The organism is Vibrio sp. T20 (assembly GCF_007858795.1).
Taxonomy (GTDB): Bacteria; Pseudomonadota; Gammaproteobacteria; order Enterobacterales; family Vibrionaceae; genus Vibrio; species Vibrio satsumensis.
The window spans coordinates 61649-87584 of record NZ_VFEB01000254.1 but is presented as its reverse complement, the minus strand read 5'-3'; the positions used below and the strand labels follow the sequence as shown (position 1 = coordinate 87584).

The 25936-nt window shown below is 42.8% G+C and carries 23 protein-coding genes; 17 read left to right on the top strand and 6 right to left on the bottom strand.

Going from position 1 to position 25936, the window contains the following annotated elements; translation table 11 throughout:
- The first annotated feature begins 107 nt into the window (after nt 1–107).
- The 6 genes from FTW16_RS23950 (at nt 108) to FTW16_RS23925 (ending at nt 7127) form a co-directional block, all read left to right on the top strand.
- Nucleotides 108–887: a response regulator transcription factor gene (locus FTW16_RS23950; protein WP_146492757.1), complete on the top strand. Its 780-nt coding sequence runs from the start codon at nt 108–110 to the stop codon at nt 885–887.
- 244 nt (nt 888–1131) lie between these two features.
- On the top strand, nt 1132–1959 hold the full coding sequence (locus FTW16_RS23945; RefSeq protein ID WP_146492756.1) for an SDR family oxidoreductase: 828 nt from the start codon (nt 1132–1134) through the stop codon (nt 1957–1959).
- Between the two features lie 359 nt (nt 1960–2318).
- On the top strand, nt 2319–3746 hold the full coding sequence (locus FTW16_RS23940) for a sodium-dependent transporter (RefSeq protein ID WP_146492755.1): 1428 nt from the start codon (nt 2319–2321) through the stop codon (nt 3744–3746).
- A gap of 250 nt (nt 3747–3996) precedes the next feature.
- Entirely contained in the window at nt 3997–4320 is a 324-nt protein-coding gene (locus tag FTW16_RS23935) for an MFS transporter (protein ID WP_146492754.1), read from the top strand.
- A 2-nt stretch (nt 4321–4322) separates the two neighbouring features.
- Nucleotides 4323–5546 (top strand): HlyD family secretion protein, encoded by a 1224-nt coding sequence (locus FTW16_RS23930; protein ID WP_146492753.1) that lies wholly within the window; start codon nt 4323–4325, stop codon nt 5544–5546.
- Nucleotides 5547–5936: 390 nt separating this feature from the next.
- Entirely contained in the window at nt 5937–7127 is a 1191-nt protein-coding gene (locus FTW16_RS23925; protein WP_146492752.1) for an OmpP1/FadL family transporter, read from the top strand.
- Between the two features lie 58 nt (nt 7128–7185).
- Here FTW16_RS23925 and FTW16_RS23920 read toward each other — a convergent pair whose 3' ends face one another.
- Entirely contained in the window at nt 7186–7947 is a 762-nt protein-coding gene (locus FTW16_RS23920) for a hypothetical protein (protein ID WP_146492751.1), read from the bottom strand.
- Nucleotides 7948–8079: 132 nt separating this feature from the next.
- On the opposite strand from FTW16_RS23920, the gene FTW16_RS23915 reads away from it, so the two are divergent.
- The 3 genes from FTW16_RS23915 (at nt 8080) to FTW16_RS23905 (ending at nt 10341) form a co-directional block, all read left to right on the top strand.
- Nucleotides 8080–9036 carry a LysR family transcriptional regulator gene (locus FTW16_RS23915; RefSeq protein WP_146492750.1) on the top strand — a complete coding sequence of 319 codons (957 nt, stop codon included), beginning with the start codon at nt 8080–8082 and terminating at the stop codon, nt 9034–9036.
- A gap of 216 nt (nt 9037–9252) precedes the next feature.
- The gene (locus FTW16_RS23910) at nt 9253–9906 is read left to right on the top strand and encodes an OmpA family protein (RefSeq protein WP_146492749.1); all 654 of its coding nucleotides are present in this window, start codon (nt 9253–9255) and stop codon (nt 9904–9906) included.
- 24 nt (nt 9907–9930) lie between these two features.
- Nucleotides 9931–10341, top strand: coding sequence for a hypothetical protein (locus tag FTW16_RS23905; protein ID WP_060981647.1), 411 nt, complete (start codon nt 9931–9933; stop codon nt 10339–10341).
- Nucleotides 10342–10361: 20 nt separating this feature from the next.
- Here the strand turns inward: FTW16_RS23905 and FTW16_RS23900 are convergent, their stop codons facing one another.
- Nucleotides 10362–11369 carry an AraC family transcriptional regulator gene (locus FTW16_RS23900; RefSeq protein ID WP_146492748.1) on the bottom strand — a complete coding sequence of 336 codons (1008 nt, stop codon included), beginning with the start codon at nt 11367–11369 and terminating at the stop codon, nt 10362–10364.
- A gap of 133 nt (nt 11370–11502) precedes the next feature.
- On the opposite strand from FTW16_RS23900, the gene FTW16_RS23895 reads away from it, so the two are divergent.
- A complete protein-coding gene (locus tag FTW16_RS23895) occupies nt 11503–11853 on the top strand; it encodes an MFS transporter (RefSeq protein ID WP_146492747.1) in 351 nt (116 codons plus the stop codon).
- The gene (locus FTW16_RS23890) at nt 11847–13070 is read left to right on the top strand and encodes an HlyD family secretion protein (protein ID WP_146492746.1); all 1224 of its coding nucleotides are present in this window, start codon (nt 11847–11849) and stop codon (nt 13068–13070) included. Before FTW16_RS23895 ends, FTW16_RS23890 begins: the two co-directional genes overlap by 7 nt.
- Nucleotides 13071–13460: 390 nt before the next feature.
- On the opposite strand, the gene FTW16_RS23885 is transcribed toward FTW16_RS23890, so the two are convergent.
- On the bottom strand, nt 13461–13766 hold the full coding sequence (locus FTW16_RS23885; protein WP_146492745.1) for a hypothetical protein: 306 nt from the start codon (nt 13764–13766) through the stop codon (nt 13461–13463).
- A gap of 15 nt (nt 13767–13781) precedes the next feature.
- On the opposite strand from FTW16_RS23885, the gene codB reads away from it, so the two are divergent.
- The 4 genes from codB to FTW16_RS23865 all read left to right on the top strand — a co-directional run bounded on the left by codB (nt 13782) and on the right by FTW16_RS23865 (nt 18322).
- Nucleotides 13782–15020 carry a cytosine permease gene (codB, locus tag FTW16_RS23880; protein ID WP_060981651.1) on the top strand — a complete coding sequence of 413 codons (1239 nt, stop codon included), beginning with the start codon at nt 13782–13784 and terminating at the stop codon, nt 15018–15020.
- 9 nt (nt 15021–15029) lie between these two features.
- On the top strand, nt 15030–16307 hold the full coding sequence (locus tag FTW16_RS23875; RefSeq protein WP_146492744.1) for a cytosine deaminase: 1278 nt from the start codon (nt 15030–15032) through the stop codon (nt 16305–16307).
- 361 nt (nt 16308–16668) lie between these two features.
- A complete protein-coding gene (locus tag FTW16_RS23870) occupies nt 16669–16881 on the top strand; it encodes a cold-shock protein (RefSeq protein WP_004730009.1) in 213 nt (70 codons plus the stop codon).
- 424 nt (nt 16882–17305) lie between these two features.
- Nucleotides 17306–18322, top strand: a complete 1017-nt coding sequence (locus tag FTW16_RS23865) for a GGDEF domain-containing protein (RefSeq protein ID WP_060981653.1) — start codon at nt 17306–17308, stop codon at nt 18320–18322.
- Between the two features lie 185 nt (nt 18323–18507).
- On the opposite strand, the gene FTW16_RS23860 is transcribed toward FTW16_RS23865, so the two are convergent.
- On the bottom strand, nt 18508–19104 hold the full coding sequence (locus FTW16_RS23860; protein ID WP_146492743.1) for a hypothetical protein: 597 nt from the start codon (nt 19102–19104) through the stop codon (nt 18508–18510).
- Between the two features lie 169 nt (nt 19105–19273).
- Here FTW16_RS23860 and FTW16_RS23855 point away from each other — a divergent pair, with 169 nt between their 5' ends.
- Entirely contained in the window at nt 19274–20803 is a 1530-nt protein-coding gene (locus FTW16_RS23855; RefSeq protein WP_019823380.1) for a DUF3612 domain-containing protein, read from the top strand.
- A gap of 532 nt (nt 20804–21335) precedes the next feature.
- Here the strand turns inward: FTW16_RS23855 and FTW16_RS23850 are convergent.
- Nucleotides 21336–22964, bottom strand: coding sequence for a DEAD/DEAH box helicase (locus FTW16_RS23850; protein WP_146492742.1), 1629 nt, complete (start codon nt 22962–22964; stop codon nt 21336–21338).
- Nucleotides 22965–23127: 163 nt separating this feature from the next.
- Complete coding sequence (locus FTW16_RS23845; protein WP_146492741.1) at nt 23128–24483, bottom strand: diguanylate cyclase domain-containing protein; 1356 nt, start codon at nt 24481–24483, stop codon at nt 23128–23130.
- Between the two features lie 283 nt (nt 24484–24766).
- Here FTW16_RS23845 and FTW16_RS23840 point away from each other — a divergent pair, with 283 nt between their 5' ends.
- A complete protein-coding gene (locus tag FTW16_RS23840) occupies nt 24767–25903 on the top strand; it encodes a DUF3541 domain-containing protein (RefSeq protein ID WP_146492740.1) in 1137 nt (378 codons plus the stop codon).
- The last annotated feature ends 33 nt before the right edge of the window (nt 25904–25936 follow it).

The following is a 25936-nucleotide window of genomic DNA, read 5'->3' as shown; positions in this document are numbered from 1 at the left end:
ATCAAACGTTGGCGATAATATTCGGTTATATAATGAAACGTTTGACGAGTAGCCCTAAAAAACGCTAGTTTGTTTAGTATTATTACTGTTGAGGCTGATTATTTTTGATGACAAATACCACTAAAATATCTTTTGAAGACCTAGTGACGGAACAATCCGACGCATTAATTGGCTCGCCTCCCAAAGATTTTGACATGACTTGGCAAAGAATCGCGCACTCTGTATTAGATTGGTTTGACATTGATAGAGTCACGCTTTTTCCCAACTCAATGATCATGCTAAACGACGGAAAGACCGTTACTATCGCTCGTGAGGGAGTTCCAGAGCTCAACGCACAGAGCTTTATTAGTGGCAATTATTTAGATTATCTAAAACAACTAAGAACCAAAAAACGTTGGCTGACATTTAGCGAACAAGATATGAGTGACCACAAGATATCCGTCCTCAGAACACTGTATACGGAAGGTGGGCGTTGGCATGGCATCATCCCTCTGAAACTGTTTGGTCAAGATTGGGGGGCGCTATCCTTTTCCAGATTTAACAATGAGTTATCGCCACTATCAGATCAAGACATGAAACGTCTCAAACTTATTTGTGATATTTGGCTGTGTTATTGGCAGCACTCAACAATGGCTCGAAACCTAAAACAAGACCAAGCGACTAATGCAAATGAAGGTGAGAAGCTTCTTCTATTATCACCTAAGCAGTGCTCTGTATTAACACTGCTCGCTCAAGGGTTTACCGCAAAACAGTGTGCAGAAAAGCTATTCTTAAGCCCCCGAACCATCGAATCTCATAAATATCGTATGATCGACATATTAGAGCTTGAGAACAATACAGAACTCATTCAGTTCGCACTTCGTAATGGCCTAGGAATCGAACAATAACCTTCCTAACTATACTAACACTTCCAACATTCTACTAAGTAGGACGCCTGTTACTTCCAAATAATAGGCGTTATTTCCGTAATACTACTGATTACAAAAGCAAGCTCATAAATTAATTTAAAGTATCAGTAAACCTATTATCTCAATATGTTTCTAATGACTATCAGCCCTTCATTTGATAAAAGTGCAAACGTCGCGGCATATAATAAGGTTTGCTTCCCAATTACTTTCTTGGAGCTTATCTATGTTAATCAAAAATGTTCTTGTTACTGGGGCCTCATCAGGTATTGGCAAAGATCTGGTCATTGCGCTACTCAAGCAAGGTCACACCGTTTACTGCGGTGCTAGACGCGTTGAAAACATGCACGATTTGAGAATATTGGGAGCTCACGTTTTAGAGATCGATGTCCGTGATGAAGAGCAGGTAAATGCTGCTGTAACCCAAATGATCTCAGAAGTAGGCAATATTGATATTGTTTACTCTAATGCTGGTTACCCAATCGCAGGCCCTGTTGAAGAAACACCGATAGAAAAAGTACACGCCCTCTTCGATACTAACGTTTACGGCGCTGCGCGTGTTGCAAGAGCTGTATTACCTCACATGCGAGAAAGAAACCAAGGCCGCATCATTTTTACTACCTCTATTGCTGCGCGTGTCTCCACCAGCATGAACTCTTGGTACTCCGCGACAAAACATGCATTAAACGGCATGGCAAAAGGGCTATCTCAAGAAGTCGCCGACTTTAATATTCAAATCTCAACGATTGAACCGGGTTGTGTGCAAACAGAGCTTGATGCAATCCAACTACGGGATATGAAAGAAACCAATCAGCTTTCAGCTTATAAAGTGATCGTCGACAAATCTCATCAATTCTTACACGACGCGTATAGAAAAGGTGCAACGCCAGAATCAACCGTAAACCACATGCTAAAAGCAGGGTTTGATTCAAAACCCAAGCTTAGTTACCAAACCACACTAGACGCAAAGCTAATGACTTTCGTACAGCGAGTAATCGGTGAAAAAGCGCTAGGCTCTATATTTCTAAAACTGATCAAGCGCACGTCAATTTAAACTCGATAATACTTGAGCACTTAGCTTGAACACTTAAATTGCTAGCTGAATGGGAACATGGAGCTACCTTCAGCTAATATTCGGATGCCCGCATTCATCCTCGAACCTACTTCCCCAAGGTTATCTACCGTTCCATTTCTCTTACCTGTCTTTTTCTTTTCCTTTTTCTAAAAAGTTGGCTCTTAGCAAAACCAACACGCACTTATACCGTAATTCTACGGTTTAGCTTCACGTTCACGCCCCATACACTGCACGGTGGTTTGAAGCAGTGCAACGTTCACAACTGCATATTGCTCTCATGACCATTAGTAAACGAAATCAAATTCAATCATTTTATTTAGAACACTTTCGGAGATGTTGTGGCGAGTAACCTTTCACAATCAAGAGACACATGGGGATCAAAGCTAGGCTTTGTAATGGCAGCGGCAGGTTCTGCTGTGGGCCTTGGGAATATTTGGAAATTCCCCTATACCGCAGGTGAGAGCGGTGGCGGCGCCTTCGTTCTTATCTACTTAGCCTTTGTCATTTTCATTGGCTTTAGTGTCATGCTAACGGAATTTGCTATCGGTCGACATACACAAAAATCAGCCGTGGGTGCATTTAAAGCGACTGATCGACGCTGGACATTTACCGGCGTAATAAGCGTGGTAAGTGGACTGCTAATTATGGGGTTTTACCCGGTTGTCGGTGGCTGGTCTATCGCTTACATCTATAAAATTGCCACAGGCTTACTCAACACTCCCCAACTAATAGGGGAAAACTTTACTGGCTTCATTTCTACACCAGTAGAGCCTTTAATGTGGATGAGTGTCTATCTCTTTTTGAATGTACTTATCGTCATGAAAGGTATTTCTGGCGGCATTGAAAAAGCAGGCAAGATCCTAATGCCAATGTTGTTCATGATCTTGGTGATCGTATCGATAAAAGGATTATCATTACCGGGTTCAAGCGCTGGCCTTAAGTTCTTATTTAGCCCTGACTTTTCTAAAGTAGACAGCAACGTTGTGCTTGCAGCACTCGGACAAGCCTTCTTCTCTTTAAGCCTAGCAACAGGTTGTATGATCACATACGGTAGCTACCTAAAGAAAAAAGAGAACCTAGTACAAACGACGGCGATGGTCGTTGCTATGGACAGTGGCGTTGCTCTACTGGCTGGTATCGCAATGTTCCCTGCAATGTTTGCATTTGGCATGGAGCCTGCTGCTGGCCCTGGCTTAGTTTTTGTTGTTGTACCTCAGCTGTTTGCAGAAATGGGTGGCGTGATCGGCTTACTATTCGCACTACTTTTCTTTGTAGGCCTTAGTGTTGCAGCACTCACTTCTTCTGTATCTCTTTTAGAGGTTGCGGTCTCGTACTTAATCGATGAGAAACAGATGACACGCTTTAAAGCGGTACTGGTATCAAGCATTACGATGATCAGTATGTGTGTACTCTCTTCACTGTCACTGGGAGGTATTGGCCCTAAGTTATTCGATACCGGCGTGTTCGATATCTTCGATCTATTGACTGACAAGATATTCTTAGCCGTTTGCGGCATGTTCATTTGTATCTTTGCAGGCTGGAGATTGAACAAAAAAGACCTAGAAAATGAGATCACCAACAATGGTGAAATTTCATTCCCTCTGTTTAACCTTTGGTACGGCTTAGTTAAATACATCATTCCTTTTGCAATCGCAATCGTTGCTTTTATGGGCGTGAAAGCTGGTTTTGACAGCGGCAAAGGCGAAGTCATGTTAATGGGTATCGCATTTATCGCGCTCACCGCGGTAATTTCTAAACGCTTCTAGAATCTGCGTCGACTTAAAGCGATGAATAACGAAAGCCTGTCATCAAACGACAGGCTTTATTTTTGGCTTTCTACTCACTCACCTACCCTTTAAATTCGCTCTAGATCATATTTTTCTCGACTAAAAATCATGACCCGTATTTTTACTGATTCACTCTGTTTAGTAGCTCCGTACCATTTCTCCACTCGTTCACTATTCTTGAGTGAACTCGCTCTAGCTTAATTTTTCATTCCCCCTTTTAGGAAGCTTTATGAGTTTAATTAGCATGCCTTTCGTCGACACTGCATTCGACACTGGCTTACACGTAGTATCAGGACTGGTACTGGTTGGTACTGTTTTAGGCGCGTTATATGCGTTTTGGAAGTTCCATGAACTACCTATCCATCACGCAGATAAAAAGAAACATGGTCAAATGGGGTTAGTCACCATTCTCACCTGGATAGGCTTTATCTGGCACTGGGTTTGGGTGCTGGCCGTTATTATTGCTTTTGTCGACACGGAAAAGAGCATACGCCGCATTCGTCATATTTGGCATGACACCGTACCAACTCAAACTACAAAGGCAGGAGAATAACGATGTTAGAAGGTTTAGCTGTTTGGGCTTTGTTTATTTATCTACTTCGCCTTGTTGGGGTGCCTTGGACAAAACCATTTAAAATGTTTGCTTATGGTGGTGGCTCTATCTGGCTTGTATTCGTATGGGTTGGCCTTATTACGTGGGCTCCGATGGATCTATCCGGCGGTTCCGTTGTGCAATCACCACATATTCAATTACGACCAGGTTCAACACGAGTAACGGGCAATATTGAAGCCCTTCACATCTCACCGAACAGTGAAATTAAAAAGGGCCAGTTGATTTACGAGCTCGATGATGACTCATACGTTATCGCCGTTAACAAAGCAGAAGCGCAACTAGCGATTGCTGAAATGGCTCATAAAGCAGCTTTACAAGATATCGATATCGCAAAGACAAACTACCGAGCTTCGCTTGAAGATATTGAGATAATCAAGAACCAGATATCTGCAGCAAAACAAGACCTGACGCTAAAACAACGCACGCTAAAGCGCTATGTCGACCAGAATGCAAAAGTTAAAAAAACGATTACAGAAAGCGTCCTTGATCAACAACGAACTGCCGTTGAAGTTGCAAAGAACCAGCTCACGATCATTGAGTCGCAATATCAGAAGTCAGAAATTACGGCAAATAAAAACCTAAACCTAATCGAGAAATCACAAATTTCCGAGATCAGTAAACAGGCCGATCTTCAAAACAAGAAAGCCGCCCTCGCTCAATCAGAATGGGATTTGGCACAAACAAAGATCTACGCACCAAGCAATGGTTATGTCACCAACTTTATGGCTCGTGAAGGTCAATTTGTTGGTGCTATACCTCGACTAAAAATGTACATCGATGAGAAGTTTGTCTTGATGAGAATTAACCATCAAGCATTTAGAAACATCAAAGTTGGCCAAGAAGCCGAGTTTGCTACCGCCATTTACCCGGGTAAAGTATTCAATGCTCACGTAGAAGGAATTGTTGAAGCGACAGGTGAGTCTCAAGGTTCTTTGCTTGCTCGTGAAACCAACGTGCGTGCAACAACAGGAAAGAACGTGATGAACAAGCACCACTTTGTTCGTCTGCGTATTACCGAACCTGAAGGCTACGACATTCCAGTCGGTGCCGTTGGACTAGCTTGGGTTAACGCAGAGAAACCAATTCCATTCTTGAATTTCTTGAATGTCATTCGCGGCATCATCATCCGAATGAAAGCTCAAATTTACTTCATATATAGCATGTAAGACCATGAATACATTTCATAAAATTTGTGATTTTGTAGATATTACGCATCGAAAAAAGAGTCAATTTATTCTACTTTCAGTATTTATTTACCTCATTTCACATTGCGCTAAGTAGTGTACTAACAGCTATATAACCATATTGGAAACTCAGCCACATCAAGGATGATGTGCCTCCCCTATAGGCTGCTGAGTTTCCATCCTTCTTGAAATCCGACTACGCGAGCTGAGCTTTAGGCTAATACTCGTGTCTAATTCATATTATTTCGCGAATTTTGAACATCTGAAATTTATGCAATACGGAAAAAATACTGAATATCTCCAACCACTCCTTCCTTACACTATCTGCAGTTTATTAATCCATGCCCTCAAGGCTAACCTGCAGGAAAAAAAATGAAAAAAACTGCTCTCGCTTTACTTATCTTTTCAAATTTAGCCAATGCTAGTGGTCTATTGCTCCAAGAAGCTGTCACTGCTAATGCTGGTACTGCAGGGGCTGGTGACGGTGTCTATACTGAAACGGCGACTGCTGGCTACACCAACCCTGCAACCATGAGCCACATGGGCGAACAAAAAACAACCATTAACACGATGGCACTGTATCTCCAGATGGACTATACCGATGCATCTAAAGATAGCAGCCTCCTAAACACCCCAGATGGCGATGCAAGTGCAGATACTTTGATGCCATCGATTGGGATCTTCCATGTACGTCAAGTAACTGAAAGTACACACATCGGAATCAATTTTGGTGCGATTGGCGGTTCTTCTATTGAGTATGGTAATGACTGGGACGGCGCTAACCATTTGGATAAAGCGTTCATGTCGGCACTGCAGTTAAACCCAAATATCAGCTACCAACTGGATGACAACTGGTCGATCGCAGCTGGTGTGCAAATAAACTACGGTTTAATTGAAGTTAGTACGACTGGCTTTGAGTCTGATATGGGTACCGATTGGGCATTTGGGTACAATGCAGGAGCAATGTACAAAGCCGAGCAATGGGCTTTAGGTCTTAGTTACCGTTCGAAATTGATTCATGATTTTGATGGCATCTCAGCCTCTCTGGTCAATGGTAGCAATGCGATTGTGGGTACTGAACTTGTTGTTCCAGCAATAACTGACATCAGTGCAAGCTACGACCTTAATGCTCAAGTAACTCTATTATCTTCCATTCAATTCCACCAATGGAGCGAATTCTCAGAGACTCCCGTCTACAACGACACACTAAATTCAGCACCAGCTCTTCCACAAGCAATAGATCGTAACTGGGAAGATGTGTGGAAATTCGCAGTGGGCGTAGATTATCAGCTTAACTCTGACTGGGATCTTAAAGCTGGATTCTCTTACGAAACTTCTCCGCAGGATGACCCAACGAAGCAATGGGTCGACTTACCTGTAGGTGAGCAATACCGTTATTCACTGGGTGCAAGTACATATTGGAACTCAACTCGTGTCGATATTTTCTATGAATACGCAGACTTTGGCACGATGGAAATTGACCGTTCCAGCAAGTCATATACTCAGATTCAAGGTGAATTTGAAGGAAGCATCCACTTCGTTGGTGCAAACTTCACTTTCTAATGTTGCTCGCAGTAACTTCAAACGCTGAACTCTCAAGTTCAGCGTTTTGTTATCAATATTAAAAGCGGTAATCAATACCAACCGAGGCGGTCACTTCTTCTGAAGTTTCATCAATGCCTCGCTCATTTTGAACAGAAATCACATCGTATTTAAATTCAAACATGATGTTGAAATCTTTGTCTTTTACTTTGGTTTTGATGCCTTGCAGCCACATTAGGTTAGCAACCTGCATTTCAGCGCCACCGTATGACGAACCAAGATTAATATTAAATACCGAAAAGTGAGTATCGTTCCAAGGGTGTAATGCGTACATGTTAACAGAACCCAAATGCGCTTCTTCGTTGCCCTGCAGAGGAGCGCCTAATCCGTTCAATGTTGAGTACGCATCACCACCATCGACATAGGTATAGTTCAACGAAGGGAAAAACAAGGTGCCATCTTCACTACCTAACGGCAGCATATAACCTGTGGTGTACATGTTCGCTGCGTCTTTTAGTTGGTAAACATCTACATAAACACCACCAAAAGAATCAAAGTGAGCAGCTCTCAATCGCGCATTCTCTGACTGAGTGTAATATTCAGCGAAACCAACCGTCTGAGATATATCACTGGTGAGGCCTGAAGCACCACCACCAGCAAGGAGTTTAAGTTCGCCTTCATCATCTGAAAATACCGCCGCTCTCATGCTGCTGTTTCGAGGGTCAGCATCATGATACTCATGACTGTTTTTTTCAAAATTTTGCTCTGCAAATACCGAAGTTGAAGCCAAAACTAATGCTGTACTAATTAGAGAAAGAGAAGCGATTTTAATATTTTTCATTGTATACACCAAAACTGACACTTAAGAAGATGGTGCCACTATATTTAGATGACTATTTCCACGCTACTTATACGAAAAATAAGCATCACTTATTCCATCGATTAATAATTTTAAGCAGAGGCTAGGGATATTATGTACAAAAAATATAATGAACAGGTGAACCTAAATTATCTACGCGTGTTTGATGCTATTTACATTCATAGAAGCACCAAGTTAGCTGCATCGGCATTGGGTATTAGCCAATCGGCGGTTAGCCAAACATTAGCAAAATTACGTGATTACACTGGCGACAGATTATTTTATTCAGCCAATGGTAAGTTACAGCCAACCCATAGAGCAGATGCTATTGGTCTAGGCCTAAATGAGCAACTCGATGCGCTAGACAATCGGATTTTTTCAGAACTTTTTGAAGATCCAAGTGAATTCAATGGTGAACTCACTATCGCAGTATCAAGCGTATTTCTTGAAGCGATGGCTACAGAATTAACGAGCTCGGTTGTGTTTAACTCATTTCCCAAAGCAAAACTGAATGTCACTACCTGGACAGATCGAACGCTCACCGACATACAAAATGGCGATGTCCATATTGGGTTGAATTTCGGTCCAATTGACACACCAAAATCTATCCGTTCCGTTGCTCTCACCTCTAGTGAACCCATTGTTATCATGAGGAAAAACCACCCATGGTCTGATGGAAATTTTAAATTGGAAGGTTTCAATAAATATCCAACGGGTGGCATTCTGGTTCCCGGGCTCACTGACTTCAACGCAATACTAGAGCGTCGAGCCCCTGAGTTTTTTAATTTTAAATATCGCTCTGCCAGTATGTCTGTTTTAACATGTCTCGCTGAACATTCTTACATTTTAGCGATTACCGAAACACTCTCTGCCTCAATGTGTCCTAATACGATTGATTGCATCCAACCTGCTTGGTTAAACGAGCTAGCACCAGATCAAATGAGCCACTCTATTTACTACTTAGAGCGAAATCACAACCACCCTTTATACAGATTCTGTATCAATATTGTACGAACTTCTCTACAAGAGAAATTAGATACGTTAAAACTGAGAACCAAGATAAATACATAGTCATTGGGTATATTTACTGATTAAAAAACCTAAATTATATGATATGAGAATTAATTCTATGTCGAAGAATAACATTTATAAAAACATATAATGATTATCTTTTAAAAAACCTTTATTGCAGTATTTTTTCGGATCATTATTTATATTAATCCGATTAAGATAACACTCATAGATATAACTAAATTTAGTCACTCACTAATTAAGAGTATAGATTCAATGAAACGTGTAATCGTAACCCTCTCTATCGCGGCTTTGCTTTCGGGCTGCCAGGCAACTCAACGACAAAATGCCACCACCGGTGAAACCGAAACTAACTCAGCAACCAAAGGTGCTTTAGCCGGCATGTTAGCGGGCGCGGCAATCGGTGCTGCGACAGGAAATAGCTCTGACGCTCTGCGCGGTGCGGCTATTGGTGGAGTTGTAGGTGGAGGTGCAGGCTATTACATGGATAAACAGGAACAGGCACTACGTCAACAACTGGTAAGTTCTGGTGTACAGGTTAAACGTATCAACGACAAAGAGCTTCAGCTGGTGATGGAAAATGGCATTGGCTTTGACTCGGGATCATATCATTTGTCATCCGGCATTTACCCAACCTTAAACAGTGTCGCGCTTGTTCTTGGGGAATACCCAGATACACGCTTAGAAATCAAAGGACATACCGATAGCTCCGGCAACGATTCAAGTAACCAAACACTCTCAGAACAGCGCGCACAATCTGTTGGTAACTACCTTATCAGTCAGCAAGTTGCATCTGGTCGTGTCGTAACACAAGGTTACGGTGAGCGTTACCCTGTTTGCGGGAACGACACGAAAGCAGGCCGAGCCTGTAATCGCCGTGTTGAAATCAATATTTTGGCCTTGAATTAATCAATCACCAAAAGGAGCCTTAATATGTTCTTTAACCGTTTTCTCAAACCTTTCCTTGTGATTGGCGGCTTAGTTACAATGTACGCAGGGATTTATGCAATTAACCCTGAAACTGCGCTGCTTGATATGAACAACCTACCCTACGACTCTAACTATGTGTTTTTGTTCAGACACTGGGGAATCATGGTTGGGTTAATGGGATTCTTTATTGCAGCTTCAGCCTACGTACGCCGCTGGAGAGAATCAATCATCCTGTACTCGTTTCTCGAAAAGCTCTTTATGGTGTATCTGTTCGTTTCGAATTTTTTCAATCCAGAAACAGCACACTTGAACGCCAGTTTCATCCCGTTCGCCATTACAGACATCACCATCTGTACCTATACTCTTGGTTACTGGTACGAAAACTACAAGATCAGAAAAAATGTGAGCGCTTAGGTTAAGAAAAGCCTTGTTACTCAAAGACTGTTGTTCAAGCGCTCCACATATTGTCTAGGTGTCAGACCTCGATGTTTCTTAAACATCCGGTTAAAACTCGCGACGTTGGTATAGCCTAGCCTCGTCGCAACTTCTTCTATCGGCACTGAATACATCAAAAGCTCTACAGCCACGTTACTTAACGCATACCCCATAACGGTAGAAAAGTTGACACCTAATTTATGTAATCGACGTTGAAATTGCTGCTCAGATAAACCAAGTAAGCTTGATACTTTATGTAGCGTTGGGAGTCCGAAATGGCGACTGTAATTGATCATTTCATAGGCCACTTTATGCTCATCAGCGGCATCGGGCATGTTGAGATAATGATCTAAGTCATGAAAGTTCATCGCCAAGCTCATCTTGCCAACTGAAGGGGATTGGTTGATCGACAATCTCAAGTTGCTTGGTATCCAAATCTCAGTTCGTGGTTGTCCCCATTGAATGTTGCACCCAAAGTACTCTTGATAAAGTTGAGTGTTTTCTCGATAACCAGCTATAGACACAGCTGCAGGGGTAAAATCGTCTCCCAAGTAGCGCCTTAATATCTTCATCATAAAGATGGCGACTCGAATAGAATCATGGACTTTGCCCGCCTCGCTATAAGCTGGGTTGTCGTAACACCACTTGATAAATTTTCCAACTTGAGTGCCATAGAGAAAGGCGCCAGATTGCAAACAGTGCAGTCCAATGTTAACTCGGCGTATGCTTGAAGCCAGATCGCGTCCAGAGAAAAACCAATTAGAAAGAGGACCTAACCTTTCAATATCGACTCTATCGGCGAGTTTCAAAATAATATCGGAGTCACCAGTTTGGTGCTGAAGTAAGCCATACCATTTATCCACCTCACTAACAGGAATAAGATTCATCGGATTATTAAATACCGACCTGGGAATGCCTAATTGCTCGACATTCACGAGCTTATTGGTCATCGCATGTTGGTAAATACCCAAAATTCCTAATGCTCTTAAGAAGTTACAATTATTCATTAGCCACCATACTTAGAAGTCACCATTACAGATCAAATCATATTGGCATCATTATTAAAGTAATTGGTAAATTTTCAACCTCTAAATCTGATATCAATCACACTCGGCGCTCAATTTAACCTAGGGTTTATCAATGAGTTTAGTCAGTGTCCCATTTGTCGGAACCGGCGCAGATACCGCACTACACGTAGTGGCAGGCGTTGTGTTAATCGCAACCATCGCTGCTGCATGTTACGGCTTCTGGCGTGTGCATGAATTACCAATCAATAAGGCTCACAGTAAAGAGCATCAACAACTCGGTTTGATCACCGCATTAACATGGATTGGTTTTGTATGGCACTGGGTATGGGTACTAGCCGTTATCTTAGCCTTTGTTGACATGGAAAAAGCCATCATCAATCTAAGAGATACTTGGAAATCACCAGTAGCACCTAGGGACAAAGCAACTTCCGACAAGCAAGATGAGGAGAGCCAAGCATGTTAGAAGGCTTAGCAATTTGGGCACTGTTCATTTACTTACTCAGACTTGTTGGTATGCCTTGGAATAAAGGCACCAAGGCATTTGCATATCTCGGTGGTACATCGTGGTTACTATTTGTATGGGTTGGCCTACTCAACTTCACTCCGATGGATTTATCAGGAGGCTCTGTCGTTCAATCCCCACATATCCAATTACGTCCAGATTCAACTAATGTGTCGGGTAAGACCACCAAAGTCCACATCCACCCGAATCAAGATGTAACTGAAGGACAGCTAATTTATGAAATTGATGACACCAAATATGTCATCGCAAAAGACAAAGCTAGCGTTCAGCTTGAGTCTGCAGAGGTTGCGCTCGATACAGCACGCCAAGAAGTGAGCATTGCTAAAATAAGCTATCAATCGGCACTTGAAGACATCAAGGCTTCAGTCGCGCAGATAGAATCAGCAAAGACAGACTTAGTGCTGCAATCAAAGACGCTTGATCGTTACCAGAAGCAAAACAGTGTCGTAGAGCATACGATTACTGAAACTGACATCGACCAACAAACAGCGAAGGTAGACTTAGCGACACATAACGTCACCACATTAGAATCTCAGCTTAGCAAGAAAGAAGTCGATGCCGAGAATGCGAAATTAAACATCCACAAAGCTGAAACCAATGTGAACAAGAAACAGACTGAGGTCGATTCAGCGAAGGCAACATTAGCGCAAGCTCAGTGGGATCTTAACAGTACCAAAATCACTGCACCAACTGACGGCTTTGTGACGAACTTTATTCTTCGTGAAGGACAGCGTGTTTCGTTAATGCCTCGTATTCAGATGTATACCGAAGAAAAGTACGTACTGATGCGAGTCAATCACCAAGCGATTCGTAATATTAAGGTGGGTCAACCAGCAGAATTTGCAACAGCGGTATACCCGGGGAAAATATTTTCTGCAACGGTTGAGGGTATCGTTGAAGCGACGGGGGAAGCACAAGCGAGTTTGCTAGGTATAGATGAACAGGTACGTGTCACTACTGGTCGAAACGTTCAGAACAAGCACCACTTTGTTCGTTTAAAAATCGACGAAGCAGAGGGCTACGACATTCCAGTTGGTTCTGTCGGGTTAGCGTGGGTAAGCGGTGAGAAGCCGATCGGTTTTATGGCATTCCTAGACGTAATACGCGGAATAATCATTCGGATGAAGTCTCAGTTGTACTTCTTCTACTCTATTTAAACACCTTCATTGGTGAAAAAATACAAAGCCCGTGTGATCAGGTATCACACGGGCTTTCTCGTCACTTAAACCTAAAATGAGAGACTTTAAGCACAAAGAGTAGCCAATAGCCAAAGAATTAGCTCTTCTTTCAACCATCACCAAATCACCACTAATTGCAAAATGCATTCGCAAAACGCAAAAAAGAAGTACTAAAACGCGAATAAATAGTCCAAATACGCACCAAATTGCTATAAAACAACCAATAAACAAGATTATTAGAGTTGGCACACTAACTGCAATGTAACTATTGACCCTTCTTAAGCCGAGGGTCACCTAGCCAACTGACGTTGTTAGTGAACCTATTATTGTTCACGAAATATATAAGCCAATTGCGGTTATTGCGATTGGCTATTTTTTTACCTGCAGTTTGGTCAACCGCTCCCCTTTCGATACAGACACCCATTCAAACGCATAATAATCAACATTCATAGCCAACCCTAAGCAGCAGATACCCAATTCGATATAGAAAACGTTTTCTATTGATTTTTTTGAAATAAATAGAAAAAATAACCCTATGTTATATAAGACAATTAGTGCAATAACTGATTTTTGAGCACCTTTACTGACAAAATTAGCATTGACTACGTGATTTATATCACCATAATGCGCACGTTTGCCTGCAATACGGCGACCGTTAAATTTAATTTTGATCATTTGCGGAGGTAAAAAATGGCTGCTGATAATAACTACAGTCTAGGGCCGGTTCCTACATCGGCTAGGAAAGGAGTCGCTTCACTCACCATGGTAATGCTTGGGCTCACTTTCTTCTCTGCAAGTATGTGGACCGGTGGTTCACTCGGGACAGGCCTTTCATTCAACGATTTCTTCCTCGCCGTTCTCATCGGTAACCTAATTCTCGGTATTTACACTTCTTTTCTTGGCTACATCGGCTCATCTACTGGCCTCTCTACTCACCTTCTAGCTCGTTTCTCTTTCGGTACCAAAGGCTCATGGCTCCCTTCTGCTCTACTTGGCGGTACACAAGTCGGTTGGTTTGGAGTAGGCGTGGCAATGTTCGCGATTCCAGTACAAAAAGCGACTGGCATTGATACCAATACCCTGATTATAGTATCTGGCTTGCTAATGACTGGAACCGTGTACTTCGGTATCAAAGCGCTCATGGTGCTTTCGGCGGTCGCCGTTCCTGCCATTGCCATTCTTGGTGGTTACTCAGTATTAACAGCAGTAGATAGCGTTGGCGGCTTAGAGCAGCTACAACTTATCAAACCAGAAACACCAATGGACTTCTCTATGGCCCTAGCAATGGTTGTCGGTTCGTTTGTAAGTGCGGGTACGTTGACTGCCGATTTCGTTCGCTTTGGTAAAAAGCCAGCAAGCGCAGTATTGATTACTATGGTCGCATTCTTTATCGGTAACTCACTGATGTTCATCTTTGGTGCTGCTGGCGCTGCCGCAACTGGCCAAGCTGACATTTCAGACGTCATGATCGCGCAGGGTCTACTTCTTCCAGCTATCATCGTGCTTGGCTTGAATATCTGGACGACCAATGAAAATGCACTTTATGCATCGGGTCTGGGTTTATCTAACATTACAGGCCGCTCAAGTACTACAATGTCTATCATTAACGGCATTATCGGTACGATTTTTGCGCTTTGGTTATACAACAACTTCGTAGGTTGGTTAACCTTTCTTTCGCTGGCAATCCCACCCATTGGTGGCGTAATCATCGCCGACTTCTTCGCGAATCGTAAACGTTACAAAGATTTTGCAAATGCAGAGTTCCAAACCGTTAACTGGGCTGGCATTATCGCGGTAGCAACAGGCGTAGCCGCTGGTCACTTCCTACCTGGCGTTGTTCCTTTAAACGCAGTATTAGGCGGTGCAATCAGTTACCTCGTGCTAAATCCTCTATTGAATAAAAAAGCTCTGAAATCTCAGGCCGCTTAAGGACACACTATGACAACCTTATTAATCAAGAACGCGAAACTTCAAGACCAAGAGGGCTTGAAACAAATCCTGATTGAAAATGGTCAATTTTCTCGCATTCTCGATAATGACGCACAAATTAACCATCAAGGTGACATCCTTGATGCTGAAGGTGGCATTGCAGTATCTCCTTTCTGTGAACCGCATATCCACCTAGATACTACTCAAACAGCTGGAGAACCTAACTGGAACATTTCTGGCACTCTGTTTGAAGGTATTGAGCGTTGGGCTGAGCGTAAAGAACTACTATCAATTGAAGACGTAAAGTCTCGTGCGAAGCAAACACTGAAATGGCAAATTGCTAATGGTGTTCAACACGTTCGTACTCACGTTGACGTGTCTGACCCTACCTTAGTTGCATTAAAAGCGATGGTTGAAGTTCGTGAAGAGATGAAGGAGTGGGTCGACATTCAGATCGTTGCATTCCCTCAAGAAGGCATTCTTTCATACCCTAATGGCAAAGAGTTACTTGAAGAAGCAGTGAAGATCGGAGCTGATGTGATTGGCGCTATCCCACACTTTGAATTCACTCGCGAATACGGTGTTGAATCGCTGCATTATGTATTTGAACTTGCACGTAAATACAACTGCTTGATCGACGTTCACTGTGATGAAATCGACGACGAGCAATCTCGTTTTGTTGAGACACTTGCAGCCCTTGCTCATAAATTTGAAATGGGCGAAAAGGTCACCGCTAGCCACACTACTGCGATGGGTTCGTACAACGGTGCTTATGCCTCTCGCCTATTCCGTCTATTGAAGATGTCTGGTATCAACTTTGTTGCGAACCCGTTAGTGAACATTCACTTACAGGGTCGCTTTGATGATTATCCAAAACGTCGTGGCGTGACACGAGTTAAAGAGATGCTAGCGGCAAACATCAATGTGTGTTTCGGCCACGATGATGTGTTTGACCCATGGTACCCACTAGGTACAGCGAACATGCTTCAGGTACTACATATGGGGCTGCATGTAACACAAGTGATGGGCTACGACCAAATCAACAACTCGCTTGATCTGATCAGTAATAACTCCGCTCGCACGCTGAACATCCAAGACAACTACGGTATTGAAGAAGGTAAGCCTGGTAGCCTACTGATTCTTCCTGCTGACAATGGCTTTGATGCAGTACGTCGCCAGGTACCAGTGCAGTACTCTGTGCGTCACGGTAAGGTGATTGCAGAGACTCAACCAGCTAGAACAAAAATTAACTTAGATCAGACTGAAGATATCAACTTTAAGCGTTAATATCGTCTATACTAATCATGGAAAGGAGGCTTAGGCTTCCTTTTCAGTTTGTCATGGCGCGTAATTTTATAAAACCATCAGCTGTTTTAGGTAGTTTTTGTTAACCAGCACAACATGACAAAAAAACTCGCTGATTTCTCAATCAATGAGTGTACAACAGGAAAGACTGTGTTAACATGCACTCGCTCTGTTAGCCGGAGTTATTTAAGTTAGATGAATAGTAAAAAATGACATGTAAAATCGTTACCCGTTTTTGTAAGTAGTTTTTCCTTATTTCTTAGCAATATTAAATAATTCAATTATCAGCGCATTGCAGTAATGCAATCAACAATTTAGAAAATTTATGAATAAGGGACAAATTATGTCTAACACAAATACTGGCACTGTAAAATGGTTTAACGAAGAGAAAGGTTTCGGTTTCATTTCTCAAGACAACGGCGGTGCTGACGTATTCGTACACTTCCGTGCAATCGCTTCTGAAGGCTTCAAAACTCTGAAAGAAGGCCAAAAGGTTTCTTTCGAAGTTGAAAACGGTCAAAAAGGCCTACAAGCAGCAAACGTTGTTGCTCAATAATTAGCTTTTAGCTAAAAAGAATTTTAAAGCGCTGATTTTTATCGGCGCTTTTTTGTATCTGTCGAAAAGTTTTCGACACTCCCTTTCCGTTGATAACTTCCTCTACCACACTCTTCAATCTCTAGCCCCCTATTTCAAACAACTACACTTTTACTCATCAATTTAGAGCGTCATTTTCTGAAATCATTGCTAAGCTTTAGTGTTGATATTTACATCGCTGATACAAAGTGAATAACCAAAAATATGTTTAAAGAACAACCCATTAGATCTTGCATATGAATACGCAATCGATATTCATAATAAAAATAAGTTATTTATCCAATCCTCATCCATTAATCATATAATTTTTAAAGCAAATACCTGCGAAATCCGCTAACCTTGTCGACAAGTGGCTTTAGTTATTTTGGTATCTGCAGTAAAAATAATGAACAAAGACGAATTTCAGAAATCCACCGCAAATCTAAAAAAAGCGGTGCCTCTTATGATGAAAAACAGGGTGTCTACTACACCTGCAAATTACGCACTTTGGTACACCTATGTCGATAACGCTATCCCACAGCTGACTCAAGACATGGACGGTGTTTTAGAACACTACGGTATTTGCCCTCCAGCCGTTGGTGAGCAGCTATATAACAATTATGTTGCGAGCAAATCCGAAACAAATATCAATGACCTTCGCGCTAATTTGGAACTGTTAGTTTCTGAAGTTTCGAATTCGATGAACGACACCCTGACCGACACCTCTGCATTTTCTGACATGATCGATAAAAGCTTTGAAGATTTAGCTCGTGTTGATAATGAAAGTTTATCGATCGATGAAGTCATGTCTTTGGTTCGTCAACTGGTTTCTGAATCACGTCACATTCGTCACTCCACTCAGTTTTTAAACTCTCAGCTAAACTCTGCAACGTCAGAAATCACCAAGCTTAAAAGCCAGCTGGTAGAAGTTCAGAAAGATGCACTCTTTGATAGTACTACGACACTCTATAACCGACGCTCTTTCGATCGAGATATGGAAACCTTGTGCGAAGCGCAGCAATCTTTGTGTTTGATTCTTCTCGATATCGACCATTTTAAAAACTTCAACGACACCTATGGCCACTTGTTTGGCGATATGGTTCTTAAAGGAATTGCTCGTAAGCTGAAGCTAAGTTGCCGAGAAGGTATCTCTGCTTATCGATTTGGCGGTGAGGAGTTCGCACTCATAGTGCCAAACAAGTCTTTGCGTATTGCCCGTCAGCTCGCAGATACCAATCGTCGATCTCTTGAAAAGCTGTCAATTAAAGATCGCCGCAGTGGTGAACAAGTCGGCAGCATCACCGCATCGTTTGGGGTTGCTGAACTTGAACCCGGCGAATCAGCACAATCGTTGATCGAACGTGCAGATAAACTGCTTTACGAAGCAAAATCACTTGGTCGCAATCGAGTCATGCCTCTTTAGCTTTATCACTGACACGACTTAACTAAAGGCAGTGAAGCATTCATCGACATACGTTTAAAAAGAACAACAAAAAGCCCCCAGGACTAACTAGTACGTTAATCTTGGCGGCTTTTGTTCAGCTATAAGTATTGACTTATTACTTACAGGGTTAAAACTCTACAGCGAGCTGAACCTACTTTGTGACACTAAAGCTGATAGCAGTAATTCAAGCAGTAATCTTCGCCACTCTTTGCTCTGAACTCTTTATCTTCGCTACATGCCTTTGGTTTACCTTTTGAATCACCTTGAATCAAGCTGATCCAGTGGCGCATAGCTGCGATAGTCTCTTCGCGCATTGTAGTCGTAGCTTCCATTGGTGATTGGCCGAATGTGGTGCATGATTCTAACTGAATATCATCAATCTCCACCAACTCGATGCAACCCGTCCCTTTATGGCAACCAAACATCACCTCTAAGTGGCTGCCACTGCCATCTCGGAATAAGATTGAGTCTGGGTCATTCTTCTCCCCCATGTACGCTACAAACTGTTTAGGGTGCTTTAGGCCACTATGCTGGCCATCTTTAAAGTAAGCCATGATATGACGGTAATCGACTACATAGCTGGTTACGTCTTGGTGTGAGCCATTCTCTAGTGGGAATAGTCGATCAAGCAACTGTTTTGCTTTAACTTGCTTCTCAGTTTGCTGGTTGGCACTGATTGTCTCCACGGCAAAGACAGCTTCAGCGATAAATGGCTTTGATTGTTTTTGGATTTCTGTTTTATCGAATGTCAGCATATTCATAGTCTTTCCCTCTTGACCAGTCCGGTGAAACTCACCGATTTCTACAGCGAAAATGTGTCCTAGAGCAATTATTCCAAACTAACGTTTAATTTATTTGTCATTTTGTGAATTGCTTAGTTTGTAGATTAGCGCTTTTTTACATACAATTTCACAACAAAAATTTTACAATGTGAATTTTACAAATATGGCCTTGTCAAAAAGTTTAGTTCGTCAGTCACATTTCCTAGGTACGAAAATACGTAACCTTCGAAAACGTAACCATTTAACGATGGAAGACCTGTCTGCGCGTTGTATTAGGATCAACCCAGAATACGCACCTTCCGTTTCTTACCTTTCAATGATTGAGCGTGGAAAGCGGGTCCCAAGCATCGATATGCTAGAAGTGATTGCCCAGGTCTTTCAGAAAAACCCAACGTGGTTCCTCGACGATGAATCGGAACAACAAGCCATTGCACCTGATAAAGGAAATCGGGGTGGAATAAGTGGCATGGCACTCGAACCGAGCTTCCTTTTTTCCAACGACATTCTTCAAATCGCGATTCCTGAGATGCTTTCGCAAACGGGAATCTCCGGTCGCCAGTTTGCGCATCTATTGATTCGGGCACACCAAGAGAGCAACCAGAACCACTTCCCTGACCTTGAGCGAGCTGCAGAAGAAGTTGGTCTAAAACGTCTTAACCTCAGCGTAGAAGACCTCATAGACATCGCTAGAAGCCTAGGAATCAACATCCGCTGGGTTACACGGACACCTCAAGACGTAGTCGACGAGCTAGGAATTAATGCCAAGCAACTGGTTACTTCATTTTTTGAGCCTCCCGGTACTATCTTCTTAAACGAAATTCTCAAGGAATACCCAACTCGTCTAAAATACGACCTCTCGGTTTATATCGGCCATTGCATTCTGCACAGCAAAGAGGGGCTAAAAAGTGTGTTGTCGGTAGGTAACAACAATACATGGGACGACAACCAAGTTTCAGGCTCTTCTCAGCTGAACTCTCAAGACATTCTTCAAGCATGGCGTGACTTCGAATCTAGCTTCTTTGCCGGAGCACTGCTGTGTCCGAAAGTCCCATTTAGACAGTTACTCGACCGCACTGGTTACGAAATCGACGTTCACAAAAGAGCAGGGGTTTCCCCCTCTGTTGCAATGCGCCGAATGACAGTAGTATCGCCCTACCCTCACTGGCATTACTTTGATGCTTACGGGCCTGGGAAGCTCAAGGCGGTATACCGCGGGAACGGGATTCCACTGCCTTGGGGAAATATGAGAACGGTCGCTGATCCATGTCAACATTGGGCTGTGTTCCGTCGATTATCGGAGCCTCGAGCGGGAAGCTCGGCTCAAATCTCCATTTTAAATGTGGGAGACGAGCCAAGAATCTACTGCTGTGAATCCATCAATATGACGGATCCCGCGGGTAACAATCGTGTGTTGTGTGCTGGTATAGATCTCAACCCTGCGATTGATGCTCAAGGCGGTAATTCAAGAGACATAGCAGAGCAGCTAAAAGCATCATGTGTTAACAACGGTGGCTCTGTGGCAATCCCGCGCAACATCAAGAAAGATCTCACGACAATAGCCAAGATTCTAAATATAAATTGGATTGAACGTGGGATAGAGACAGAGGCAAGGCTTATCTGCTCCAGAGGTGGAGAATGCCCTCGCCAACCAAGCTGTTATTCGAAGTGTGGTGAGTAAAGAAGTAATAACAAAAAATAGAACCTAAAATTCAGGCAAAAAAAAACCAATCACAATAAGGGTGATTGGTCATATATTTTGTGTGAACAAAAAAGGTTCACTAACAACGTCAGTTGGCTAGGTGACCCTCGGCTTAAGAAGGGTCACCATTACTAATGCAGTATACGTGCCAACTTTTAAAACACGTATTTACTACGCATCTGGACACGTATTGTTCGTAAATGCTTATTTGTTTTGCAAACTGAAATTGCAAATTGCAAAATCCAACAAAAACGCTAGTGATTATGTTGTTATTAATAAATCCTTAAAGATTCATTTCCCTTTCCCAAAATGCCGTACTTCCCTTAGGTTCAATCACTTTAAACAGCAATAAACCTCTCCTGAGTTACAAATCAACGCCCATAAAAAAACGCGAACATTGAAATTCAATATTCGCGCTTATTTGAGTTAGATAGCAGAAAGTCCCGAATCAACGAGAACTCTCCTAAAAAGCACTCTCGTTATTGGACCTTTATGATCTATCTAAGAGACTCTACTTCTGAGGAGCTGGCTTAGAGCGGCTTCTAGACGGTGACGGTTTGTTGCCTGTCGGCTTATTTGACGACTTGCTCGGACCGTAGCTACCACCGTAACCAGACTTCTTAGGCTTACCTGCGTTGTTTGGCTTACCTGTACCGGTAGTTTTACCCGCACCGCTTGGCTTGCTCAGAGTGTTCTGAGAACCTGCGTTATTTGCAGCAGGTTTATTGCCCGCATTACCGCGTTTAAAGTTACTGCCGTTGTTTCTTACTGATTTATCTTCACCAGTCGCGGCTGAATTGTTTTCAGTAGGCTTCTTTCCAGACGTTGGATTACGTTTTGGCGCTGAGCCATTACCTGCTACATGACGCTTATTCTTACCTGCTGGCTTGTGTCCACGAGCGTTATCACCAGAGCGTTGACCATCAGCATGCTCACGTGGCTGTTTTGCTTTTTTCGGCTTCTTAGGCTTGATTGGACGTGTATCTAAACGAGATTCTGGTAGCTTGTTTACTGGCGAGAAGCCTTCAAGCTCACGACGCTCTAGTACTTGTTGAATAAGACGTTCAATACCGAACAACTCGCCCACTTCATCAGCACAAACCAGTGAAATCGCTTTACCTACTTCACCAGCGCGGCCAGTACGACCGATACGGTGTACATAGTCTTCTGATACATGTGGAAGATCGAAGTTAACTACTTGGGGCAGTTGTGGGATATCGATACCACGAGCAGCGATATCAGTTGCAACAAGTACTCGTACCTTACCCGTTTTAAAGTTCTCTAAGGCTTTAGTACGTGCACCTTGGCTCTTGTTACCATGAATAGGTGCAGCAGTGATGTCTTGTTCTTCAAGGAAGCGAGCAAGCTTATTCGCGCCGTGTTTCGTCTTGCTGAACACCAACACTTGTCGCCAATCGTTATCTTTGATTAGCTTCGCTAGCATTGCGCTCTTTTTCTTTTTGTCTACTGGGTAGATGCTTTGCTCAACGGTTTTTGCCGTCGAGTTAGCAGGGCTTACTGAAATCTCAACAGGATTGTTAACTAAGCCTTTCGCTAAGCTGCGAATATCATCAGAGAACGTCGCTGAGAACAGTAGGTTCTGACGTTTCTTAGGTAAGAAAGCCAAGATCTTACGGATGTCACGGATGAAACCCATGTCTAGCATGCGGTCAGCTTCATCTAGCACTAGGATTTCTAGTTGGTCAAAACGCACGGCATTTTGGTTATATAGGTCAAGTAGACGACCCGGTGTCGCCACCAACACATCACTACCTTTACGCAGTTTTTGCATCTGAGGGTTAATCTTCACACCACCAAACACAACCGTAGAGGTAAGCGGTAAGTTAATACCGTACTTCACTACGCTGCCATTTACTTGCGCAGCAAGCTCACGAGTTGGCGTTAACACCAGCGCACGTACTTGGTTCTGACGTACGCGAGGGCCTTTTGACAACATTTCAAGAATAGGTAGCGTGAAGCCTGCAGTTTTACCTGTACCTGTTTGAGCAGCGGCCATCACATCTTTGCCCGTTAGGACAGCTGGCACGGCTTTCTCTTGTATTGGTGATGGCTTATCGTAACCTTGTGCTTCAATAGCTTTAAGGATCGGTTCAGAAAGGCCAAGGGAGGTAAAACTCATAGATTATTTTCTCAGTTGAATAACATTTAGTATGAGCAACACGTTAAAAAATGCGTTGCTTCAGCTTTTGCTCATCAAATACATTGATACGGAGCAAAGCGCGGTATTCTGAGGCTTTTCCCCACATTCAGCAACTAAATTCTAATCGCAGCTCAAATTCAACCTAGATAACTTGACGCTTCTGTTCGTACATTTTTTCATCAGCCGCTTTCAAGAGCGCATCGACATCATTGTAGTTGTTATTATGAATAACCCAACCAACACTAATTCGAAGATAAATAGAGTGCGCCTCGTAAACAACTGGTGCCGCGCACATCGCCTTTCGTAGTTTAGTCACGATCGACGATACGTGTTGATCATCAATGATGCGTGGCAATAAAACTAAGAACTCATCACCGCCTATCCTTGCGACGATATCTGAAACTCGTAGTTCACTCCTAATTCGGTTTGCACACTCGATCAATACCTGATCGCCAGCTGCATGACCATAAGTGTCATTGATCGCTTTAAACCCATCGAGGTCGATATTTACAACGGCAAACGTTCTCGCTCGCTGTTTTTGAGTAGTTTTAAAGGCCTGCTTGAGGCTATACATAAAGTATCGACGATTCGGTAACATCGTTAGCTCATCATGCATTGAGCGGCTATCTGCAATACGGTACAGGCGATAAATCGTAAAGAAGGCAAACGCCAGCACTAGCATTATGGAATAACCCACTAGCCTTACCGCTTGGATTCGGTACCAAGGTTCATCCATCAATACATATTCGTTACCAGAAAGAGCAAGGTACCAACCACCATATGGGAAACTTACCTGTTCGGTGGCAAACGCATTATCGAACACATCCTGAGTACCATAAAAGACAGCGCCATCTTTACCTGAACTGTTTTTACCACGTATCGCAAGTTGATACTTGTTCTCGATCTTCCCGATTCCGACATCTTCAAACAGCTCGTCTAAGCCAATAGCAGCGCTAGATACACCCCAGTAATCTTGATTGAAAGGCGGATCTCGGAAGATCGGAGTACGTGTAATAAGGGCTTGCCCTCCTTGAAACAGCTCAAAGGGACCCGCAATAAACGTATTGCCAAGATTACGAGCTATCTCTACAGACTCCCATTGGTTTGGGTGATCGCGATAATTAATACCTAGAACCTGCTCATTACCTTCCAGAGGGTAAACAAAATTTAGAATGTCGTCTTTGGCGAGTGCGATAAGTCGAATATGGAAGCCATCTTGAATGATATTCTCAGCAATCTTGTCCCAGTTTTTCACTTCACCATCAGGGTTAATGGTCACTAAAGTCGAGAAATTATTGAGGATATACATATCCGACACGATCGCGACTTCAATCCGAGAACGAATAATGGATAGTTGCTTTTTTGCCTCTGAATACGATTCGTTTTTAAGAAAAATTAATTGCTTGGCGTGAAAAAACTCAATCGCGCCAACTATCGTAAGGAAAAAAAGAACAGATACTATTTTGGCAGACCACTGCTTGCTAGAACCACTTGGCATTTACGAACCTCTAACACTTTTGTTCTATATACTGCCTGATAACGGCTCATTTCTGGCTTATTGCTCCAGTATGCCGCTAAGTCATTAAAAATCTATACTAACGTCTACTATCTATCAAATATTGTGCCATTCATCACTTCAGGTCTGTTAACTATACTAATTACTTAATCAAAAAGGGTTAGTAAACCTTATAAAGCTTACATTGTATTGACTCAAACCTTACATTAAAGGATTCATCGATGTTATTTTACATAGACTATTAATCAGCTTGGTACCTCACGACATGAAGCTAAAAACGATTACACTGTGCACATTACTATCGGCCTCAATTACGGTCGCTGTTCACGCACAAGAGAACGCTCTGGCGACAAATGTATCGAGTATTCAATCCCAAGCCGATTCGCTCAATTCTCAAGAACAATCTTTCAAGCAATCTGCTGACCTCATTCGCGCTACCTACGAAAGCCAACTTTACACCCTGCCTGCATTCAAAGAGGGTCACTACGGACTGCGCATGTATCGCCAGACATTAGATGATAAGTATTCTGCTGCGGTATGGAGTGACATGGCACGAGTGGCAAGCAAGCTCAACACCCTGTCGAATGACGTTCAAACCATGGAACAAATCGTGCTCTACTCAGAAAAGCGCGTTGCATCTTATGTTGGCGATAGCGATGAACGCAGTGTTCGACGCTACAACATCACCAAGCACATGCCAGAATACCTTTACCTAGGCGTTGACCTTCTTGGTTCTATGGCTCGTGCCAATGAATACGGTTTAGAACACAAGAACGATGCCAAACTACGTGAAATCATTCGTCGCTATGACTTCTCACGATACGTTACCAATGAAGACATGGTGAAAGCGTGGGCAGCTCAATTAGCCAATCAAGTCTACTGGCTACGCCAGCTAGGTGAACAAGATGTGGTTGATGAGTTCGTCGACACCTTCAAAAAAGCGTACCCAGACGATAAAGACAAGAAGCTCTCTAGCCAACAATACGGCAATAAGATCTATGGTATGACACACGTGATCTTTGGTGATTCGGAATATTATCAACACCAAGTAAGCGAACAAGATCATCAATGGATCTACGATTACTTCAGAGAAAACATCGATACGATATTGCTTCGTGCGAAAGAAGATGTCATTGCCGAGGTTGGCTTAACTTTCCTGTTGGCAGGCCTTGAAGATGATCCAGTTGTAGAGAAGACTCGACTTGCTATCCAATCCTCGATTGATAAGAAGCGCGGTATGATCCCTTCAATCACCGGTGATTTTGACCTTGAATACGGAGAGCACCGTAACGTATTGGCAATCATGTTGCTTGACTGGCAACAAGTGAATGAAGCACCAACCTTCAAAGGGAACCCAAAGATATTTAAAACGATTCCTTACGGGCTCGTTGAGAATAAATAGAACACTTAAGCCAGACGACAAAAACCAAAAAGC

Excerpts from the sequence above, each read along its gene's own strand:
- FTW16_RS23950 (WP_146492757.1), top strand. The coding sequence starts at position 108 with ATGACAAATACCACTAAAATATCTTTTGAAGACCTAGTGACGGAACAA.
- FTW16_RS23945 (WP_146492756.1), top strand. The coding sequence starts at position 1,132 with ATGTTAATCAAAAATGTTCTTGTTACTGGGGCCTCATCAGGTATTGGC.
- FTW16_RS23935 (WP_146492754.1), top strand. The coding sequence starts at position 3,997 with ATGAGTTTAATTAGCATGCCTTTCGTCGACACTGCATTCGACACTGGC.
- FTW16_RS23930 (WP_146492753.1), top strand. The coding sequence starts at position 4,323 with ATGTTAGAAGGTTTAGCTGTTTGGGCTTTGTTTATTTATCTACTTCGC.
- FTW16_RS23925 (WP_146492752.1), top strand. The coding sequence starts at position 5,937 with ATGAAAAAAACTGCTCTCGCTTTACTTATCTTTTCAAATTTAGCCAAT.
- FTW16_RS23920 (WP_146492751.1), bottom strand. The coding sequence starts at position 7,947 with ATGAAAAATATTAAAATCGCTTCTCTTTCTCTAATTAGTACAGCATTA.
- FTW16_RS23915 (WP_146492750.1), top strand. The coding sequence starts at position 8,080 with ATGTACAAAAAATATAATGAACAGGTGAACCTAAATTATCTACGCGTG.
- FTW16_RS23910 (WP_146492749.1), top strand. The coding sequence starts at position 9,253 with ATGAAACGTGTAATCGTAACCCTCTCTATCGCGGCTTTGCTTTCGGGC.
- FTW16_RS23905 (WP_060981647.1), top strand. The coding sequence starts at position 9,931 with ATGTTCTTTAACCGTTTTCTCAAACCTTTCCTTGTGATTGGCGGCTTA.
- FTW16_RS23900 (WP_146492748.1), bottom strand. The coding sequence starts at position 11,369 with ATGAATAATTGTAACTTCTTAAGAGCATTAGGAATTTTGGGTATTTAC.
- FTW16_RS23895 (WP_146492747.1), top strand. The coding sequence starts at position 11,503 with ATGAGTTTAGTCAGTGTCCCATTTGTCGGAACCGGCGCAGATACCGCA.
- FTW16_RS23890 (WP_146492746.1), top strand. The coding sequence starts at position 11,847 with ATGTTAGAAGGCTTAGCAATTTGGGCACTGTTCATTTACTTACTCAGA.
- FTW16_RS23885 (WP_146492745.1), bottom strand. The coding sequence starts at position 13,766 with ATGATCAAAATTAAATTTAACGGTCGCCGTATTGCAGGCAAACGTGCG.
- codB (WP_060981651.1), top strand. The coding sequence starts at position 13,782 with ATGGCTGCTGATAATAACTACAGTCTAGGGCCGGTTCCTACATCGGCT.
- FTW16_RS23875 (WP_146492744.1), top strand. The coding sequence starts at position 15,030 with ATGACAACCTTATTAATCAAGAACGCGAAACTTCAAGACCAAGAGGGC.
- FTW16_RS23870 (WP_004730009.1), top strand. The coding sequence starts at position 16,669 with ATGTCTAACACAAATACTGGCACTGTAAAATGGTTTAACGAAGAGAAA.
- FTW16_RS23865 (WP_060981653.1), top strand. The coding sequence starts at position 17,306 with ATGAACAAAGACGAATTTCAGAAATCCACCGCAAATCTAAAAAAAGCG.
- FTW16_RS23860 (WP_146492743.1), bottom strand. The coding sequence starts at position 19,104 with ATGAATATGCTGACATTCGATAAAACAGAAATCCAAAAACAATCAAAG.
- FTW16_RS23850 (WP_146492742.1), bottom strand. The coding sequence starts at position 22,964 with ATGAGTTTTACCTCCCTTGGCCTTTCTGAACCGATCCTTAAAGCTATT.
- FTW16_RS23845 (WP_146492741.1), bottom strand. The coding sequence starts at position 24,483 with ATGCCAAGTGGTTCTAGCAAGCAGTGGTCTGCCAAAATAGTATCTGTT.
- FTW16_RS23840 (WP_146492740.1), top strand. The coding sequence starts at position 24,767 with ATGAAGCTAAAAACGATTACACTGTGCACATTACTATCGGCCTCAATT.